Source organism: Photorhabdus akhurstii (genome assembly GCF_019090985.1).
GTDB classification, from domain to species: Bacteria; Pseudomonadota; Gammaproteobacteria; order Enterobacterales; family Enterobacteriaceae; genus Photorhabdus; species Photorhabdus akhurstii.
This window is the reverse complement of record NZ_CP020335.1, coordinates 2260825-2277530: the sequence shown is the minus strand read 5'-3', so window position 1 is coordinate 2277530 and position 16706 is coordinate 2260825. Positions and strand designations below refer to the sequence as shown.

Sequence of the window (16706 nt, the reverse complement as noted above, 5' to 3'; positions counted from 1 at the left end):
ATTAAAGTAAAAAGTCAGGGCTTATTGTGCCATTAAAAGATGAGTGAACAGCGAATAATGACAAAACTGAAAATAGGAAGAATTTTTTCGCTTGCGTATGGGGAGTCTGTTTTGTTACGCCACGCTTTTAGTATTCATGTTGAACAGCAAGGCAAGGATCGTCTATGAGTGCCGCAACAACCGACGTTGAAAATCAAACTAAAGGTTTCAGTGCTATCATTAACCAGATAAAAGCTGATCCTAAAGTGCCATTATTAGTTGCCGGCAGCGCAGCCGTTGCGATTGTCATTGCCCTTTTCCTGTGGTTACGCAGCCCCGATTATCGGGTGCTTTACAGTAATCTGAGCGATAAAGATGGTGGCGATATTGTCACCCAACTAACCCAATTAAATATCCCTTACCGTTTTGCCGAAAATGGCGCTGCGATCATGATCCCTGCCGAACAGGTGCATGAGACACGGCTAAGATTGGCGCAACAAGGGTTGCCTAAGGGTGGGGCTGCGGGATTCGAGCTACTCGATAAAGAAAAGTTTGGCATCAGCCAATTTAGTGAGCAAGTTAACTACCAAAGGGCATTGGAAGGTGAACTGTCACGCACCATTGAATCTTTGGGGCCGGTGCAAAATGCCCGTGTTCACCTTGCACTGCCAAAACCCTCGCTGTTTGTCCGTGAACAGAAATCGCCCTCAGCGTCCGTTACTGTCGGATTACTGCAAGGCCGTACTTTGGATGAAGGCCAGATAAACGCCATCGTCCATATGGTATCCAGCAGTGTCGCCGGCTTACCGCCGGGCAATGTCACCATCGTTGATCAGACCGGACGTCTGTTGACACAAGCCGACGCCACCGGTCGCGATCTGAATACCAGTCAACTGAAATACATTCAGGAAGTGGAAAATCGTTTCCAGCATCGTATCGAAGCGATTCTAACCCCGGTTGTCGGTCGTGGTAACATTCACGCCCAAGTGACGGCACAGGTGGATTTTTCACGCCGTGAAGAGACGGCGGAAGAATATAAACCGAACCAACCCCCTAATCAGGCTGCGGTTCGCTCAAAACAGTTGAGTGAAAGCGAGCAGAGTGGCGGCTCTCAGGTCGGCGGTATTCCCGGTGCGCTTTCCAATCAGCCTAGCCCGCCACCGAGTGCGCCGATTGATAAACCGAATGCCAAAGATGGCAATAAAAACGATAAGAGCGATAAGAAAGCATCATCCGCAAGTAACAGTAATGAGCGCATGGTGAACAATAATCGCAATAACCGCCGTGACGAAACCACAAACTATGAAGTGGACCGGACTATTCGCCATGTGCAACAGCAAGCGGGCGGTGTTGAACGCTTATCCGTCGCCGTTGTCGTCAATTATGTCACGGTAGAAGGCAAAAACAGCCCGGAAACTCAGGCGCTAACCCCTGAGCAATTGGCAAAAATAGAAGCGCTGACCAGAGAAGCGATGGGCTTTTCTAAAGAGCGTGGCGATAGCTTGAATGTGGTTAACACGCCATTTACTGAAAGCAAAGAAAATATCGAGGTTATTCCTGTCTGGCAGAACCCGGTTCTGCTGGAAAAAGCCTTCGATTTTGGCCGCTACCTGCTATTGATTCTGGTGGCATGGCTGCTGTGGCGCAAAATGGTGGTTCCTCAACTTGCTAAAAAACGCGCCGCGGAAAAAGCCGCCCTCGAAGCACAGAAAGTTCAGAAAAGACAAGTGACTGAATCTAGCGCGGAAATGGATGAAAAAACGCGCCAGAAACTGACACGTCAACGAGTCAGTGCTGAAATTCAAAGCCAACGCATTCGCGAGCTGGCAGAAAAAGATCCTCGCGTAGTGGCGCTGGTGATCCGTCAATGGATGAGTAACGAACAATGAGCCTGAACGGAACAGAAAAAAGCGCCGTCATGTTAATGACCCTGGGAGAAGATCAGGCGGCCGAGGTGTTTAAACACCTGAACTCCAGGGAAGTCCAGCAACTCAGTATCACAATGGCTGGTATGCGCCAAATCTCTAACCAACAACTGGTGGATGTTTTGGCTGAATTTGAAGAAGATGCCGGTCAGTATGCGGCACTGAGTATCAACGCCAGTGACTATTTGCGCTCGGTGCTAATTAAAGCGCTAGGTGAAGAACGCGCTTCCAGTCTGCTTGAGGATATTCTCGAATCCCGTGAAACCACCACCGGTATTGAGACCCTCAACTTTATGGAGCCTCAAATGGCAGCCGATATGATCCGTGAAGAGCATCCACAGATTATCGCCACCATTCTGGTTCACTTAAACCGCGGACAGGCAGCCGATATCCTGGCGCTGTTTGATGACAAATTACGCAACGACATCATGCTGCGTATTGCCACTTTCGGTGGCGTACAACCGGCGGCACTGGCTGAACTGACAGAAGTGCTCAATAACCTGTTGGACGGCCAGAATCTCAAGCGCAGCAAAATGGGCGGCATTCGTACCGCGGCTGAAATTATCAACCTGATGAAAAGCCAGCAGGAAGAGAATGTCATCGAAGCTATGCGCGCCTACGACAACGAACTGGCACAAAAAATCATCGATGAAATGTTCCTGTTCGAAAACCTTATCGATGTGGATGACCGCAGTATCCAGCGCCTGTTGCAGGAAATCACCACTGACTCCCTGCTCATTGCACTGAAAGGCTGCAACCAGCAACTGCGCGATCATTTCCTCAACAATATGTCTCAACGTGCCGCAGAGATTATGCGCGATGACCTGGCAAACCGTGGTCCGGTGCGGATGTCGCAAGTGGAGAGCGAACAGAAAGCGATTCTGCTTATTGTTCGTCGTCTGGCAGAAAGCGGCGAGATTATCCTGAATGGTGGCGACGATAGCTATGTCTGATAAGTTAAACAAGGCTGACTGGCAACCCTGGAAACCAAACGAGCTGACACAGTGGGAAAAACTGCGTGCCAAACCCGAGCCCGTTGATGACTCACAGCAAGATTCTGAGCGTAATGAAATCCTTGAACAGGCGGCAATGCTGGATAACCTGAAAGAACAGGCTCGACAGGCAGGTCATGAACAGGGATTTACCGAAGGTCAAGCACAAGGTTATGAAAAAGGCTACCAAACCGGCTTAGAGGCCGGTCTGGAACAGGGACGAAAAGATGCCATTCAGCAGCAGCAACCTATCACCGAGCAATGGCAAAATCTGCTAGCGGATTTCCAACATTCACTGGAAGGACTGGACACGATCATTGCCTCCCGCTTGATGCAACTAGCACTGACCGCCGCAAAACAGATCTTGGGCCAACCGGCGATCTGTGATGGCACTGCCCTACTCAATCAAATCCGTGAATTTATTCAACAGGAACCAATGTTGAGTGGTAAACCCCAATTGCGGGTTCACCCACAAGATATGCCAATGGTTGAGCAACAATTAGGCAATACGCTCTCACTACACGGCTGGCGCTTACTGGCAGATAACAAGCTACATCCTGGCGGTTGTAAAATCAGCGCAGAGGAAGGCGATTTAGATGCCAGTCTGGCAACCCGCTGGCATGAATTATGCCGACTGGCGGCACCGGGGGAATTGTAATGACAGCAAGACTCGGGCGCTGGCTGGCGACACTGGATGCTTTTGAGAAGAAATTAGCGAAAACTTCGCCGGTTCGTCGTTATGGGCGTCTGACCAGAGCGACCGGGCTGGTTATGGAGGCAACAGGTTTACATCTGCCTCTTGGGGCAACCTGCCTGATTGAGCGACAAAATGGCAACAATATTGAAGAAGTTGAAAGTGAAGTTGTCGGTTTTAATGGCGAAAAACTTTTACTGATGCCGCTTGAAGATCTGGAAGGGATTGTACCCGGCGCCCGGGTATACGCTCGTCCGTACAGTGAAGATTGTGGCAGTGGCCGCCAGTTACCCCTTGGCCCGGAACTGTTAGGACGAGTTTTGGATGGCGCCGGTCGTCCACTGGATGGTTTTCCTTCACCGGATACCGGCTATCGCGCTCCACTCACCACACCGCCAATCAATCCTCTACAACGTACGCCAATCAGTGACGTACTGGATGTCGGCGTGCGGGCGATTAATGCCCTGCTGACCGTAGGTCGCGGGCAGCGTATGGGGTTGTTTGCCGGTTCCGGGGTCGGTAAAAGTGTCCTGCTTGGCATGATGGCCCGTTACACACAGGCTGATGTGATTGTCGTCGGCTTGATCGGTGAACGTGGCCGCGAAGTTAAAGACTTCATTGAAAACATCCTTGGCGCCGCTGGCTTAGCCCGCTCAGTGGTTGTCGCCGCACCCGCCGATATCTCGCCTCTGTTGCGCATGCAAGGCGCCTCCTACGCCACCCGTATCGCCGAAGATTTTCGTGATCGGGGTAAACATGTATTGCTGATTATGGATTCATTGACCCGTTACAGTATGGCGCAACGTGAAATTGCCCTGGCAATTGGCGAGCCTCCGGCAACCAAAGGTTATCCGCCTTCGGTTTTCGCCAAACTGCCAGCGCTTGTGGAACGTGCAGGGAATGGGGTAAACGGTGGCGGCTCAATTACCGCGTTCTATACCGTACTCACCGAAGGTGATGATCAACAAGACCCGATAGCCGATGCTGCCCGAGCAATTCTGGATGGACATATCGTCCTTTCCCGTTCGCTGGCAGAATCAGGACATTACCCGGCCATTGATATTGAAGCCTCTATCAGCCGCGCGATGACCTCACTCATTGATAAGCAACACTACCGACGGGTACAGCAGTTCAAACAACTACTCGCAAGCTATCAACGTAACCGTGATCTGATTAACGTCGGTGCTTATGCGGCTGGCAGTGATCCGCTACTGGACAAAGCCATTGAACTTTATCCCTACATGGCGCAATTTCTACAACAAGATATTGAAGAACGTAGTGAATATGAAGCGGCCTGCATTCAATTACAACAGTTGTTACCTACGTAACGTAACGATTTCTGTGTGTTGCCATTAAAGCGAGGAATAAGATGCAGCAACAATCACCTCTCATGACCTTGCGTGACCTAGCACAAAATGCAGTGGAAAAAGCCGCCACTCATCTGGCGCAAGTTCGTCAGAACCATCAGCAAATGGAGCAACAACTCGCAGCATTGATGGGCTATCAGGATGAGTATCGGGAACGCCTGAACGATACGTTGAGTAACGGTATGCCGTGCACCACCTGGCAAAATTATCAGCAATTCATGAAAACGCTGGAAAAAGCGATTGAGCAGCACAAATTACAGCTCAATCAATGGCAACAGCGGCTTGATACCGCTTTATCACAGTGGCGGGAAAAACAACAACGCCTCAATGCTTTCGATACTTTGCAACAACGGGCAGATAACAACCGAAGATTACATCAGAACAGAACGGAGCAGAAACAGATGGATGAGTATGCCCAACGTAGCGCACAACGGAGAAATAAATAATGAATCTCACTCTTTTGCCTGCCGACCTGAAACCGACAGAAAACCAACCAGCACGTAGTGATTCACTCACTGATGCCGATCAGCCTTCGGCTTTTGCTCAGTTTCTTAATTTGGAAAATGAACTGGCGCAAAAAGGTGCGCTCAAACCAGAAAAAGCGTCATCCAAGGAAGAAGAGACTACAGATGATACAGACAACGGTTTGTCGCCGCTATTATCTATTTCCAACGAACTATCCATTTCCAATGAATTATCTATCGCAAATGAATCATCTATTTCACATGAAATATCAACGGAGTCTATTACCTCCTCGCAGATTCCCCTTGATGTAAAAGCCGATGCAAACAAACAACTGGTTTCCATTGATGAGAAACTTATGTCAGCGGAAGAGCTGGCGGCAAGTTTACCTATACAATTATCCGGGTTAGCCATCAAATCAGAAAATCCGAAAAGCGGCCTCCAGCCTGACGGACTCATCAAACATAATGATAAAAACCGTCAAATTAGCGCTCAAGAATTAGTCGCCACAGGATTATCGACTGAGGAAAACCCTCTGACAGCGATTCCAGAACAGCTAAAACAGGAAGCAGAAAAAGCGGAAATGCCTTTTAAAGCCAAACCTGAAAACGGACTGGTGCAACATGCTCCAGTAAAATCCAAGCTTGCCTCAGCAGCTATTCAACACGGTATTCAACCTGAAAGTGCAACGCAAAATCATTCTCGCGAATCCGCACTGATTCAGACCACCGCTCAAGCTGAGAGCCAGCACGCACCAGCCGCCACTGAAAACCAGCAAAACGGGCAAATCTCCTCTGTAACAACCTCTCCCCTACTCTCCGCAGGGCACAATCAGACAGCCCAGTTTCAATTATCCAGTGCCTCTACCCCTTTACTGAATGCCCAGTTGGGTAGTGAAGAGTGGCAACAACAATTAAACCAGCAAATTATTTTGTTCAATCGCAACGGCCTGCAACAAGCAGAGTTACGCCTACATCCACAAGAGCTAGGAGCCTTGCAAATCCGTATGTCCATTGAAGATAATCAAGCGCAATTACATCTGGCATCGGCTCACAGCCATGTCCGGGCGGCACTGGAAGCTGCATTACCTGGACTTCGCCACGCACTGGCGGAAAGCGGCATTCAACTGACCCAAAGCAGTGTCGGCAGTGACAACGCCAGTCCGTGGCAACAAGAACAACGTTCTGATTCACAACATTCAGGCGGAACCGCAAGTCGTAATGCTGATACCACTTCAGAAAACCACTCCGCTACTGAATCCACCGTACGTTTAACCCCTCATCAACTGGCGTCGGTTCGGGGAGGTGTGGATATTTTCGCCTGATAGTGAGTGCAGCCAACAAAGAGGTAACTTGAAAGATAACGGGTATAAACCAGATTCACAACAAACGAACGAGTTAGTAGTTTTTTCCCCGTTTGTTCCAGCTATTGCCGACGGAAATACGCGGGATAATGATTATCGATATTGATGGATAAGTCAGTCCGCCACGGAACGCGAGGGCACTTATCCGCAACAAAAACAGGAATTTGTCTGTCCATGTCTGACTATAGCTACGAGCATAAACGCAAAAATCCATTTGGGATGATACTGTTAGTACTGATTGCCGTTATCGGCGTCGCCATCGGGGGATACAGTTGGTGGGCGCTTAAACAGGCAAAAGAGAGTGATTCTACAGCATCCAAAGTCATAAAAGTCCCTGTCTTTATGACTCTGGAACCTTTCACCGTCAACCTGATCGACAATGAAGATCACTTTGACCGAGTGCTCTATATCGGCGTGACTTTACGTTTAGCCGATGAAAAAACTCGTCAGCGCTTCCATGAGTATCTGCCGGAAGTTCGTAGTCGTATGTTGTTACTACTATCACGCCAGAAATCGGCAGATCTGGCGCATGACAGCGGTAAATTGCGTCTGATGGACGACATCAAGCAAACACTTCGCCCAACCTTGGTGCCCGGTGAGCCGGATCAGGTCATCACCGATGTGCTGTTTACCACGTTTATTCTGCGATAATCACCATGAGTGACAATATTCTTTCACAGGCAGAGATTGATGCTCTGCTCAATGGCGACAGCGCCAGTGACGACGCAGAAAATACCGCGTCCAAGGAAAATGAGGTTCGCCCTTATGATCCCAATACCCAACGCCGTGTTATTCGGGAACGTCTGCAAGCACTGGAAATTATTAATGAACGCTTTGCCCGTCAGTTCAGGATGGGGTTGTTTAACATGCTCCGCCGTAGTCCTGACATTACCGTCGGCGCAATAAAAATTCAGCCCTATCATGAATTCGCCCGTAATTTAGCAGTACCGACCAACCTTAATCTGGTTCATCTAAAACCGTTGAGAGGGACAGCGCTGTTTGCATTCGCCCCAAGTCTGGTTTACATCGCGGTAGATAACCTGTTTGGTGGTGACGGACGTTTCCCGACCAAAGTAGAAGGCCGTGAATTCACCCACACTGAGCAACGAGTGATTAACCGGATGTTACGCATGGCGCTGGATTCCTATCGTGACGCCTGGAGCGCCATCTTCAAAATTGAAGTGGAATACATTCGCTCTGAAATGCAGGTGAAATTCACCAACATTACGACATCACCGAACGATATTGTGGTGACAACGCCGTTTCAAGTGGAAATTGGCGCGTTGAGTGGTGAATTTAACATCTGTATTCCGTTTGCCATGATCGAACCCCTACGGGAGCGCCTCACCAATCCACCGCTGGACAATGTGCGGCAAGAAGACAGCCTGTGGCGGGAAAGTCTGGTAAAACAGGTTCAACATTCAGAGCTGGAATTAATCGCTAACTTTGCTGATATCCCGCTGAGGCTGTCAAAAATCCTGCAACTTCAACCGGGCGATATCTTACCTATCGATAAACCCGAACGCCTGATCGTTCACGTCGATGGCGTGCCCGTACTCACCAGTCAGTACGGAACATTAAACGGGCAATATGCCCTGCGTGTCGAACATCTTATTAACCCTGTTTTAAATGCTCTGGATGAGGAAAAGCCCAATGAGTGATGCTAAGCAACCCACAGATACCGCTGCAACCGGATCTGCCGAAGATATGTGGGCAGAAGCTCTGGAACAACAGGCCGCGCAACAACAAACCTCGGACAGCAGCGCGGCAATATTTGAATCTCTGGAGCCTCAGGATGCACTGGCCCACTTATCGGATATCGATCTGATTCTGGATATTCCGGTCAAACTATCCGTAGAGTTGGGCCGGACAAAAATGACCATCAAACAACTCCTGAGACTGTCTCAAGGTTCGGTCGTTTCCCTTGATGGCCTTGCCGGGGAGCCGTTGGATATTTTAATCAATGGATATCTGATTGCTCAGGGTGAAGTTGTGGTTGTATCCGATAAATACGGTATTCGTATCACCGATATCATCACCCCTTCTGAACGTATGCGTCGCCTGAGTCGTTAATATGGCTTTCCAGCCCTCTCTGCATAATGGCGCGGCACAACCTGCCGCGCAAACCCAAGCGGTTACTCAAGTCGCCACATCCGCGCCGCTTCCCGCAGGTCAGACGCTGATGCAAGTCAGCAGCGCGCTGGCGGGAGTGTTGCTGTTAATCTTCACCCTCACTTGGTTAATACGCCGCATGGGGCTGTTTGCCAACAAAGGAAAAAGCCAGCAACAATTAAGTATCAAAGCCAGTTGTTCTCTGGGACAGCGTGAACGCGTCGTCATTGTGGAAGTTGAAGATAACTGGCTGGTACTGGGCGTCACTGCTCAGCAAATCAATTTATTACACCAGATGCCAATACCTGAATCCAACCGCGATACCACCGAAGGGCAAGCGATAAAACCGGCACTGTTTGGTCAGATTTTAAAAAACACGCTGATGCGACAAGGCAAGAATGATGAGAAAAAGTAGTTCTCTCTTTATGACAAGGGATAAGTTTGCATTGTCATGCCGCCTGGGGATGATACTCGCTGCGCTTATTTTACCAATGGATGCCGTGGCACAGTTACCGGGCATAATCAGTCAGCCGCTGGCAAACGGCGGACAAAGTTGGTCATTGCCGGTTCAGACGTTAGTTTTCATTACCGCCCTGACTTTTATTCCCGCCGCCTTGCTTATGATGACCAGTTTTACCCGCATTATTATCGTGTTGGGTTTATTGCGGAATGCTTTAGGCACCCCATCGGCACCGCCTAATCAGGTTTTACTTGGACTGGCGCTATTTATGACGTTTTTCATTATGTCACCGGTTTTCGATAAAGTTTATCAAGATGCTTATCTGCCTTTCAGTGAAGATAAAATCAGTCTGGAAACCGCATTAGAAAATGGCGCCAAACCATTACGGCAATTTATGTTGCGTCAGACAAGGGAAAACGATTTAGCGCTATTTGCTCGTCTTGCTGATCAACCGCCATTTGAAACCGCCGATTCCGTTCCTATGCGAGTACTGATGCCGGCATTTATCACCAGCGAATTGAAAACCGCTTTCCAAATTGGTTTTACGCTGTTCATCCCATTTCTGATTATCGACCTGGTGGTCGCCAGCGTATTAATGGCATTAGGGATGATGATGGTGCCCCCCGCCACCATCTCACTGCCCTTCAAACTCATGTTATTTGTACTGGTTGACGGCTGGCAATTACTATTGGGTTCTCTGGCACAAAGTTTTTACGGTTGACCTGAAAAGAGGCAAACATTATGACTCCTGAATCAGTCATGGCATTGGGAACAGAAGCCATGAAAGTCGCTCTGGCGCTGGCTGCGCCGTTGCTGTTAGCGGCTTTATTATGTGGTTTAATCGTGAGCTTGCTGCAAGCGGCAACACAGGTTAACGAAATGACACTCTCATTTATTCCCAAAATTCTGGCGGTATTTGTCACTACCGTTATCGCCGGACCTTGGATGCTAAACCTATTTCTGGACTACATGCGTGAACTCTACAGCAGCATACCAGTGATAATTGGCTAATTATGATCTCTTTTAACAGTGAGATGCTGATCCAGTTCGTCAGTGAATTTTTCTGGCCGCTGGTTCGGGTGCTTGCGCTGTTCAGCACTGCGCCATTATTCAGTGAAAAACAGGCGCCTAAGAAAGTCAAAATCGGGCTGGCAGTGATGGTAACACTGCTTTTGATGCCAAACCTGCAACCTGCGCAAGTGCCTATTTTCTCTGTTGCGGCATTCTGGGTGATGCTCCAGCAAATCCTGATTGGGGCATCCCTTGGCCTGACGATGCAAATTGCCTTTGCCGCCGTGCGTCACGCCGGTGAAATAATTGGTTTACAGATGGGGCTTTCATTCGCGACCTTTTTTGATCCCTCCGGCGGCCCCAATATGCCTATTTTGGCACGAATCTTTAACCTCTTGACCTTACTGTTATTTCTGGCCTTTGACGGTCATCTATGGCTATTATCGGTTCTGGCAGATACATTCCGCATTATTCCCGTACAACCATTGCAACTCAGCGCCCAAGGATTTTTACTACTAGCACAAAGCGCCAGTATGATATTTATCAACGGCATGATGCTGGCTCTGCCATTAATTACGCTGTTATTAACACTGAATTTATCATTGGGGATTTTAAACCGGATGACACCACAACTCTCCATCTTTGTGGTCGGTTTTCCGTTAACACTGACTACCGGTATATTAGTACTCACGCTTTTAATCCCGATGTTAGCGCCATTTACCGAGCGTATGTTTAGTGAATTATTTAATCGGCTGGCAGTCATTATAAGTGGAATGGTTATTTAAAGGCATTTTTTAAACAAAGTTTATCTAGAAAAAACCTTCCGTATTTTATACGATATAAATCGTACTGTTTTATGCTATAATATCTTATCGATAAGTAAAAGAATGCGTATTTTAATTACTTTCAGAGATTTTATTAACACAGAAAAATAAAATAGGTTAACGAGATAGGAGCAGTAAATTAATGAATATAGAACAAGAGCTATATCATGCCGCAGTTAACTTAATTGAAAAACGATACCCAAAGGGATGGGGTGGCGCTGCCGCGGTACGGACAGAATCGGGCAAAATCTTAACCAGCATTGCCCCTGATACCAAAAATGACGCCTTATCCCTTTGTATGGAAGTTGGCGCCTATTTAGAGGCGCATAAACTGAATGAAGCGGTAACACACTCTTTATGTCTCTGCCGCGAAGATGCCGGTTGTGAATATATCATTTTGACACCCTGTGGAATATGTCAAGAACGTCTGGTTCATTGGGGAGGCTCCGTAAAAGCGGCGGTAACTAATGAGAAAAACGAGCTGTTATTTAAAACCATACGTGAACTGCAACCTTATCATTGGTCAGCCGTTAATGGAGAAAAGCTCTAATATATGTGATTTATTTTAACTTAATTATTTTCTTTTATTTTTAAGTATTCCAAATAATTAATACTCAGTACCACAGTTGTATTTTCTTTTTTCAACAAAATAGACACTCATCGGAAAGCTTAATTCGTTTAGATTCTAAGCATTCTAATTATCAAAAGAAGTGCAGATTTTTAATTTCTATGGCTATAGCATTAAATATTTCGGGTATATTTTGATTGCAAAATATCAGGTTATTTATTACTACCAACTGTACAAAAATAGTTAACCATCTGAGTTATAAGAACATTTAATTATTCCTTTTGTGAATTAAACTATAATTAACGCGAATTATGACAAATCATCTACCATAATTCAATATGTTGCTTATGAAATAATATTATATAATTTAAGGAAAAAACATGAGTCTCAAGCCCCAGAATGATTTTAAAGCCTTTTCTATCAGTAATAATGCAAATGTAGTGAGCCAAGAAAGATATGAAGAAAGTCGGAGTTTAAAAAATGGGTTTCCGCCAGATAATGTGACTACTCATGAATTAAATAAGGTGTTACGTCAGTCGTCCACGATATCCTCTGTTGTTGCTAATTTTATCGCAACACACTCCGGAGGAGATGATGTTCTGGATGATGGTGATATAGCTAAACTCACGGCCCAATTAAATAGTGCGTTAGAGAAAAAAATCACAACAGAAATTCCCAGTACCTCATTAACACAAAAAGGGATTGTTCAACTCACTAACAAGACAGGCGATAGTAACACACTCGCGGTAACGCAGAAGCTGGCTTCCGATATAAATGATAATGCTAATAATAAACTGGCAAAAGACCGAAACGGCGCAGACATTCCTGATAAAAATGAGTTTGTGAAAAACCTCGGTTTAGTGGAAACCGTGGAATTGGCTAAAAGCGCTGCTCCGAAAAAATCTCGTGATGCGTTTACATGTGGCAGTCTAGACGTAGACGCAGATCATGAATATGCAGGATTGAGATTGATAAAAAAGGACGGAAAATATGTACAGATAGCAACTAATCCCGATGGTCAGGACCCATTAACCATCTATTATCGTGACAATGCAGGTAATACCATCTATTACGCAAATTTACAGAAGAAATCCGGCACGTTAGCAACACTTGATGATGTTATTAACACGGATGGCGGAGTTGTTGGTGAAAATTCATATTCTACGATAAATAACTTTGATAACGTTCGTCCAAACTCAACATATTTCGGCTATGCCGGAGTAATGAATGCTCCGGCCGAAACTGGGTCGGGAATTAGATTTTCACATTCAGCGACTGGACCATTTAAATTGTACGATTTAATGATCCACTCAGCGTATGGAAGCGGTACTTTATATTACAGGTCGAAAAACGGCGATGGCGCTGGCAAATGGAATCCGTGGTACATGATCTGGTCAACACTCAACGCTAAACCTGACTCTAATGGATTCCTCAAGAGAGCCTCCCCGATTATTGAAATCTACCCCAATGGCACATTCTCAACTAACGAAGAATCAAAGGGAGCAGAAGTCACAAAAGAAGGAGTTGGCATTTACCATATATCTAATGTTTGTGGCTATAACTTAGATATGGCTTGGGGAGTGCACGGTGGTATCTCAGTACCGAAAGATAACAACAACCTAGAGTTAATTTTTGTTGATGACAGAGTGCAGAGTGACGGCTCTGTCATCATTGAAACCTTTCATCGTCAGCACTTACATTTACCAACCCGTTTTCAGAACTGGCGACTTAAATGTATCGATGAGAACAATGAACGTGTTTTCTACAAAGATGGAGAGCCTTGCAATATTCCTGAACACTGTAGATTAGATGTTAGAGTCCAAATGCCTGAAGATTCAGTGTGGAACGTTAAGCAGAGGGAGATGCAGGATCATCATCAGATGCCGGCAGTTGTACCCGAACATTAAGCACTCGCCCATCGGGGATGTCGCATAGCTCACCCTCATTGTAATAAACGACTTCCCCTGTTGCAGTTATACTTTTGACGCGCTTATTTTGTGCAAATTTCGGCGCGTCTGTATTTTGACGATGGTAACACTCAATTGTTATATCACCACTGGATGTATCTACATATTCATTAACCCAGATAAGATTTAACCCGTTGCTGTCTGCCGGGACGATGGTACCACCGTGAATTCCCCATGCTCCATCTTTGGCAAAACCATTACAACCGCTGATGCGATATTTCCCTGTTTCTATCCGCATAACAGTCACCCCTTCAGCTTCGCTAGTTAACTCATAAGTTCCGTCTGGGTGAATATCTACAACTGGGCTGGAGACTCTCAGATTGCCGTTAGCGTCCGGCTTTGCGTTGTAGTCCCTACGCCAACCGGGTCGATAATCTTTACCGTGATTAATATAAGTAAATTGTACGCTTGCGATACCGTTTCCGCTTGTTGTCGTCGGTGTTGTAACACGGATAGTCATTGCAGATTCTACGCCCATAACTTCAACCACAGCCCCCGCAAGACAGATATTGCCGCAGCCTGTATCGTTGATTATGCGATTGCTGGCATATGACCATGAGCCTTTGCACACCCAGTATGGAACATCAAAGGCCCCGTTCTGCTTAAGCCATACGATAAACTCTTTAGTAGTCCATGTTCCACCGCCGGTATTGATCGAGCCGCTATAAGCACGACATGCCCCCACATCCCCCGCACTCAAACTGACATCCCCACTCAACGCCTTGCCATTAATTTTCCGGCTATTCGGCACCGCATAATTGGCCTTTTGCACTGTTTCTGTTAAACCGAGGTTTTATATAACCATCAACTGACATCAATCATTAGTTAAGCAACATTTAAACGGTATGGAATAGTGTCAAAATCAGATTCATCTGTATGTCAATTAATGACCAAAATGACGATTTACTGTGAAAAGTAGTGATAAGATCAAATTGTAAGCGAAAAAATAAAGCCGACTAGTTCAAGCTTCATCCTCAACCCTACCCCGAAGGTGGGATTCTACTTTTGTATGGAAATAGGCGCCTATTTAGAAACTCATAAACTGAATGAAGCGGTAACACACTCTTTATGTCTCTGCCGTGACTTACTTTATCGCCAAGTATTAACTATTTCCAATGGTTAATACTTGGTTATATTAAATGCAATCATCTTTATATTTTAACAAATATTATCACCAAGATACTAAACCAATAAATCAATCATCAAGATATGTTAATTTAAAACTTTAATAAACTAGAATTAAAAGCAATAATTATCATCTTCATTTATTAATTTAACCAAGGATTTTCAATATATTATTTAACTTATTAAAGATACTTTAAATAAATAATTCACAATATTATTTATGAGAATAAATAAGAGACAATAATAAATTTTTTACAATAGGTGACACTATTCGGATTTAATTTTATCTAAATATTATATTTTACCGTCCTTCTGGTAGTATTCTACTCATTTAAGTACTACACTGTACTTACTTTGTAACACATTACGATGGAATCATTAGCTATGAGCGAAACTACTTTTACCTTTAGGGTTGATGATACCCTGAAAAATGACTTTACCGCGGCAGCGAAATCACTCGATCGCAAAGGTTCACAGCTACTACGTAACTTCATGCGCGATTTCGTGCGTCAGCAACAAGAAGCGAGCGTTCATGATGCTTGGCTCCGCAGACAAATAGAAATAGGCCAAGCTTCTGCCAATGCCGGCAATCTAGCGCCAGCCGACCAAGTTGAGGCTAAATTTTTAGCCCGCCGCAAAACCACACTCCGCCGTTTTGAGGCCAAGTAATGTAATTATTCTGGACGCCAGAAGCCATTCAAGACCGTGAAGAAATATATAACTACATTGAGGCAAGTAACCCTTTAGTAGCTATGCCCTGCTGTTTGATATTTAATGTGGCATTGATGTCTCTTATCATGTTCAAGACCGTATTCAGGGCAGTGCCAGAAACGCACTTTTAAGGGTATTTCCGGTATTTTGTCACCACAGCAACGACACGTTTTCAAACTGGCGTACCATTGTTCAAACCTGACGATATACACGCCTTTCTGCATATCCATTAATTCATTTTTCAAAGTGTTAAAAACGATAAAAACAACGGTAAAACGTTATACCGATTAAAACCATAATTAAAACAATAACTTTTAATAACAGTTTAAAACCTGCCTGTCATAAAGCCCAGGGTGGGATTTAATTTTTTTCTTGCCTTAGATTCACATAGTAAATGCAATTAAATCTTCTTTTAAAAAATTGCATTTATTGAATTAAATCTGTCCTCGATATAGTATGCTTAATACTCTTGTATTCTCATTTCTAAATGATTATGGCAGGTTAAACCAAGTGGGGGGCTACCCCAGTCAGCAGGGAGGGCATGACTTATATAGTAAATATAACCGGATTTTCGTGGAGAAAAAGATGACAGTAACCACTATTATTATCTCTCTCATTGCTGTAGGACTTATCGGCTGGGGGATCACAATTTATAACCGGCTGGTTGCTCTGAAAGAGCAGACAAGCAATACATTTGCCAATATCGATGTTATTTTAAAACAGCGTGCAGAACAGATCCCGCAGCTTGTGACCGTGCTGGAAAAGTCTATGGAACATGAACGTGATATTTTTACTCGGTTAAGTGATGCACGGCAGGGATATCTTAATGCCAATACCCTCACGGATAAAATCAAAGCCTCCAATGAAATGAGCAATGCATTCCGATCTGTACTGGCGGTAGCTGAAAACTATCCGACATTGATTTCAGGTTCCCAATTTTCACAATTGCAGACATCGGTGACGGATCTAGAAAATAAAATTGCTCATCGCCGCGAAATGTTTAATGATGCAGTAACGGAGTATAATACGGCGATTTATCTATTCCCTGATCTGATTTTTGCCCGCATGTTTCATTATCAGAGGCTGCCTTTGTTAGAAATCAGTCAGACAGAAAAAGCCTATGACGGTATCAAGTTTAAATAAATC

The 16706-nt window shown here is 45.4% G+C and carries 18 protein-coding genes and 1 pseudogene; 17 read left to right on the top strand and 2 right to left on the bottom strand.

The genetic code is table 11. From position 1 onward, the window contains the following. Nucleotides 1-164 precede the first annotated feature (164 nt). From fliF to B0X70_RS25115, 15 genes are all read left to right on the top strand, one after another. Nucleotides 165-1868 carry a flagellar basal-body MS-ring/collar protein FliF gene (gene fliF, locus B0X70_RS09920; protein ID WP_217471409.1) on the top strand — a complete coding sequence of 568 codons (1704 nt, stop codon included), beginning with the start codon at nt 165-167 and terminating at the stop codon, nt 1866-1868. Next, nucleotides 1865-2857 carry a flagellar motor switch protein FliG gene (gene fliG, locus B0X70_RS09915; RefSeq protein ID WP_036783277.1) on the top strand — a complete coding sequence of 331 codons (993 nt, stop codon included), beginning with the start codon at nt 1865-1867 and terminating at the stop codon, nt 2855-2857. Before fliF ends, fliG begins: the two co-directional genes overlap by 4 nt. Further along, nucleotides 2850-3554: a flagellar assembly protein FliH gene (fliH, locus tag B0X70_RS09910; protein WP_105395737.1), complete on the top strand. Its 705-nt coding sequence runs from the start codon at nt 2850-2852 to the stop codon at nt 3552-3554. Before fliG ends, fliH begins: the two co-directional genes overlap by 8 nt. Next, complete coding sequence (fliI, locus tag B0X70_RS09905; RefSeq protein ID WP_036807514.1) at nt 3554-4918, top strand: flagellar protein export ATPase FliI; 1365 nt, start codon at nt 3554-3556, stop codon at nt 4916-4918. Before fliH ends, fliI begins: the two co-directional genes overlap by 1 nt. A gap of 41 nt (nt 4919-4959) precedes the next feature. After that, nucleotides 4960-5403, top strand: a complete 444-nt coding sequence (fliJ, locus tag B0X70_RS09900; protein ID WP_046393985.1) for a flagellar export protein FliJ — start codon at nt 4960-4962, stop codon at nt 5401-5403. Then, the gene (locus B0X70_RS09895) at nt 5403-6743 is read left to right on the top strand and encodes a flagellar hook-length control protein FliK (protein WP_217471408.1); all 1341 of its coding nucleotides are present in this window, start codon (nt 5403-5405) and stop codon (nt 6741-6743) included. The genes fliJ and B0X70_RS09895 overlap by 1 nt, the downstream gene beginning before the upstream one ends. A 213-nt stretch (nt 6744-6956) precedes the next feature. After that, nucleotides 6957-7433, top strand: a complete 477-nt coding sequence (gene fliL, locus B0X70_RS09890; protein ID WP_036807505.1) for a flagellar basal body-associated protein FliL — start codon at nt 6957-6959, stop codon at nt 7431-7433. A 5-nt stretch (nt 7434-7438) separates the two neighbouring features. Next, the gene (fliM, locus tag B0X70_RS09885; RefSeq protein WP_105395740.1) at nt 7439-8443 is read left to right on the top strand and encodes a flagellar motor switch protein FliM; all 1005 of its coding nucleotides are present in this window, start codon (nt 7439-7441) and stop codon (nt 8441-8443) included. Further along, on the top strand, nt 8436-8855 hold the full coding sequence (gene fliN, locus B0X70_RS09880; protein WP_011146202.1) for a flagellar motor switch protein FliN: 420 nt from the start codon (nt 8436-8438) through the stop codon (nt 8853-8855). Before fliM ends, fliN begins: the two co-directional genes overlap by 8 nt. A 1-nt stretch (nt 8856) precedes the next feature. Next, nucleotides 8857-9309, top strand: coding sequence for a flagellar biosynthetic protein FliO (gene fliO, locus B0X70_RS09875; RefSeq protein WP_217471407.1), 453 nt, complete (start codon nt 8857-8859; stop codon nt 9307-9309). A gap of 49 nt (nt 9310-9358) precedes the next feature. Further along, the gene (gene fliP, locus B0X70_RS09870; protein WP_217471710.1) at nt 9359-10075 is read left to right on the top strand and encodes a flagellar type III secretion system pore protein FliP; all 717 of its coding nucleotides are present in this window, start codon (nt 9359-9361) and stop codon (nt 10073-10075) included. A 20-nt stretch (nt 10076-10095) separates the two neighbouring features. Then, complete coding sequence (gene fliQ / locus B0X70_RS09865; RefSeq protein WP_011146199.1) at nt 10096-10365, top strand: flagellar biosynthesis protein FliQ; 270 nt, start codon at nt 10096-10098, stop codon at nt 10363-10365. A 2-nt stretch (nt 10366-10367) separates the two neighbouring features. Then, complete coding sequence (fliR, locus tag B0X70_RS09860) at nt 10368-11150, top strand: flagellar biosynthetic protein FliR (RefSeq protein ID WP_065389477.1); 783 nt, start codon at nt 10368-10370, stop codon at nt 11148-11150. Between the two features lie 181 nt (nt 11151-11331). Continuing rightward, nucleotides 11332-11739: a cytidine deaminase gene (locus B0X70_RS09855; RefSeq protein ID WP_040154662.1), complete on the top strand. Its 408-nt coding sequence runs from the start codon at nt 11332-11334 to the stop codon at nt 11737-11739. A 398-nt stretch (nt 11740-12137) separates the two neighbouring features. Beyond that, nucleotides 12138-13664, top strand: a complete 1527-nt coding sequence (locus B0X70_RS25115; protein ID WP_246593486.1) for a phage tail protein — start codon at nt 12138-12140, stop codon at nt 13662-13664. Here B0X70_RS25115 and B0X70_RS25110 read toward each other — a convergent pair. After that, nucleotides 13606-14409, bottom strand: a pseudogene (locus tag B0X70_RS25110) (phage tail fiber protein); the annotation flags it as partial. The gene B0X70_RS25115 and the pseudogene B0X70_RS25110 sit on opposite strands and share 59 nt — an antisense overlap. An 824-nt stretch (nt 14410-15233) precedes the next feature. Between B0X70_RS25110 and B0X70_RS09835 the strand changes: the two are divergent. Next, on the top strand, nt 15234-15518 hold the full coding sequence (locus tag B0X70_RS09835; protein ID WP_217471406.1) for a CopG family ribbon-helix-helix protein: 285 nt from the start codon (nt 15234-15236) through the stop codon (nt 15516-15518). A 74-nt stretch (nt 15519-15592) separates the two neighbouring features. Here the strand turns inward: B0X70_RS09835 and B0X70_RS09830 are convergent, their stop codons facing one another. Then, nucleotides 15593-15790, bottom strand: coding sequence for a zinc ribbon domain-containing protein (locus B0X70_RS09830; protein ID WP_157297619.1), 198 nt, complete (start codon nt 15788-15790; stop codon nt 15593-15595). Nucleotides 15791-16145: 355 nt separating this feature from the next. Here B0X70_RS09830 and B0X70_RS09825 point away from each other — a divergent pair, with 355 nt between their 5' ends. Further along, nucleotides 16146-16703, top strand: a complete 558-nt coding sequence (locus B0X70_RS09825; protein WP_217471405.1) for a LemA family protein — start codon at nt 16146-16148, stop codon at nt 16701-16703. The last annotated feature ends 3 nt before the right edge of the window (nt 16704-16706 follow it).

Bases quoted from the DNA above. Each gene is read 5' to 3' on its own strand.
- fliO (WP_217471407.1), top strand. From the start codon at position 8,857: ATGGCTTTCCAGCCCTCTCTGCATAATGGCGCGGCACAACCTGCCGCG.
- fliR (WP_065389477.1), top strand. From the start codon at position 10,368: ATGATCTCTTTTAACAGTGAGATGCTGATCCAGTTCGTCAGTGAATTT.
- B0X70_RS09895 (WP_217471408.1), top strand. From the start codon at position 5,403: ATGAATCTCACTCTTTTGCCTGCCGACCTGAAACCGACAGAAAACCAA.
- B0X70_RS09835 (WP_217471406.1), top strand. From the start codon at position 15,234: ATGAGCGAAACTACTTTTACCTTTAGGGTTGATGATACCCTGAAAAAT.
- fliJ (WP_046393985.1), top strand. From the start codon at position 4,960: ATGCAGCAACAATCACCTCTCATGACCTTGCGTGACCTAGCACAAAAT.
- fliG (WP_036783277.1), top strand. From the start codon at position 1,865: ATGAGCCTGAACGGAACAGAAAAAAGCGCCGTCATGTTAATGACCCTG.
- B0X70_RS09830 (WP_157297619.1), bottom strand. From the start codon at position 15,790: ATGGATATGCAGAAAGGCGTGTATATCGTCAGGTTTGAACAATGGTAC.
- fliN (WP_011146202.1), top strand. From the start codon at position 8,436: ATGAGTGATGCTAAGCAACCCACAGATACCGCTGCAACCGGATCTGCC.
- B0X70_RS25115 (WP_246593486.1), top strand. From the start codon at position 12,138: ATGAGTCTCAAGCCCCAGAATGATTTTAAAGCCTTTTCTATCAGTAAT.
- fliM (WP_105395740.1), top strand. From the start codon at position 7,439: ATGAGTGACAATATTCTTTCACAGGCAGAGATTGATGCTCTGCTCAAT.
- fliH (WP_105395737.1), top strand. From the start codon at position 2,850: ATGTCTGATAAGTTAAACAAGGCTGACTGGCAACCCTGGAAACCAAAC.
- fliP (WP_217471710.1), top strand. From the start codon at position 9,359: ATGATACTCGCTGCGCTTATTTTACCAATGGATGCCGTGGCACAGTTA.
- B0X70_RS09855 (WP_040154662.1), top strand. From the start codon at position 11,332: ATGAATATAGAACAAGAGCTATATCATGCCGCAGTTAACTTAATTGAA.
- fliL (WP_036807505.1), top strand. From the start codon at position 6,957: ATGTCTGACTATAGCTACGAGCATAAACGCAAAAATCCATTTGGGATG.
- fliF (WP_217471409.1), top strand. From the start codon at position 165: ATGAGTGCCGCAACAACCGACGTTGAAAATCAAACTAAAGGTTTCAGT.
- B0X70_RS09825 (WP_217471405.1), top strand. From the start codon at position 16,146: ATGACAGTAACCACTATTATTATCTCTCTCATTGCTGTAGGACTTATC.
- fliQ (WP_011146199.1), top strand. From the start codon at position 10,096: ATGACTCCTGAATCAGTCATGGCATTGGGAACAGAAGCCATGAAAGTC.
- fliI (WP_036807514.1), top strand. From the start codon at position 3,554: ATGACAGCAAGACTCGGGCGCTGGCTGGCGACACTGGATGCTTTTGAG.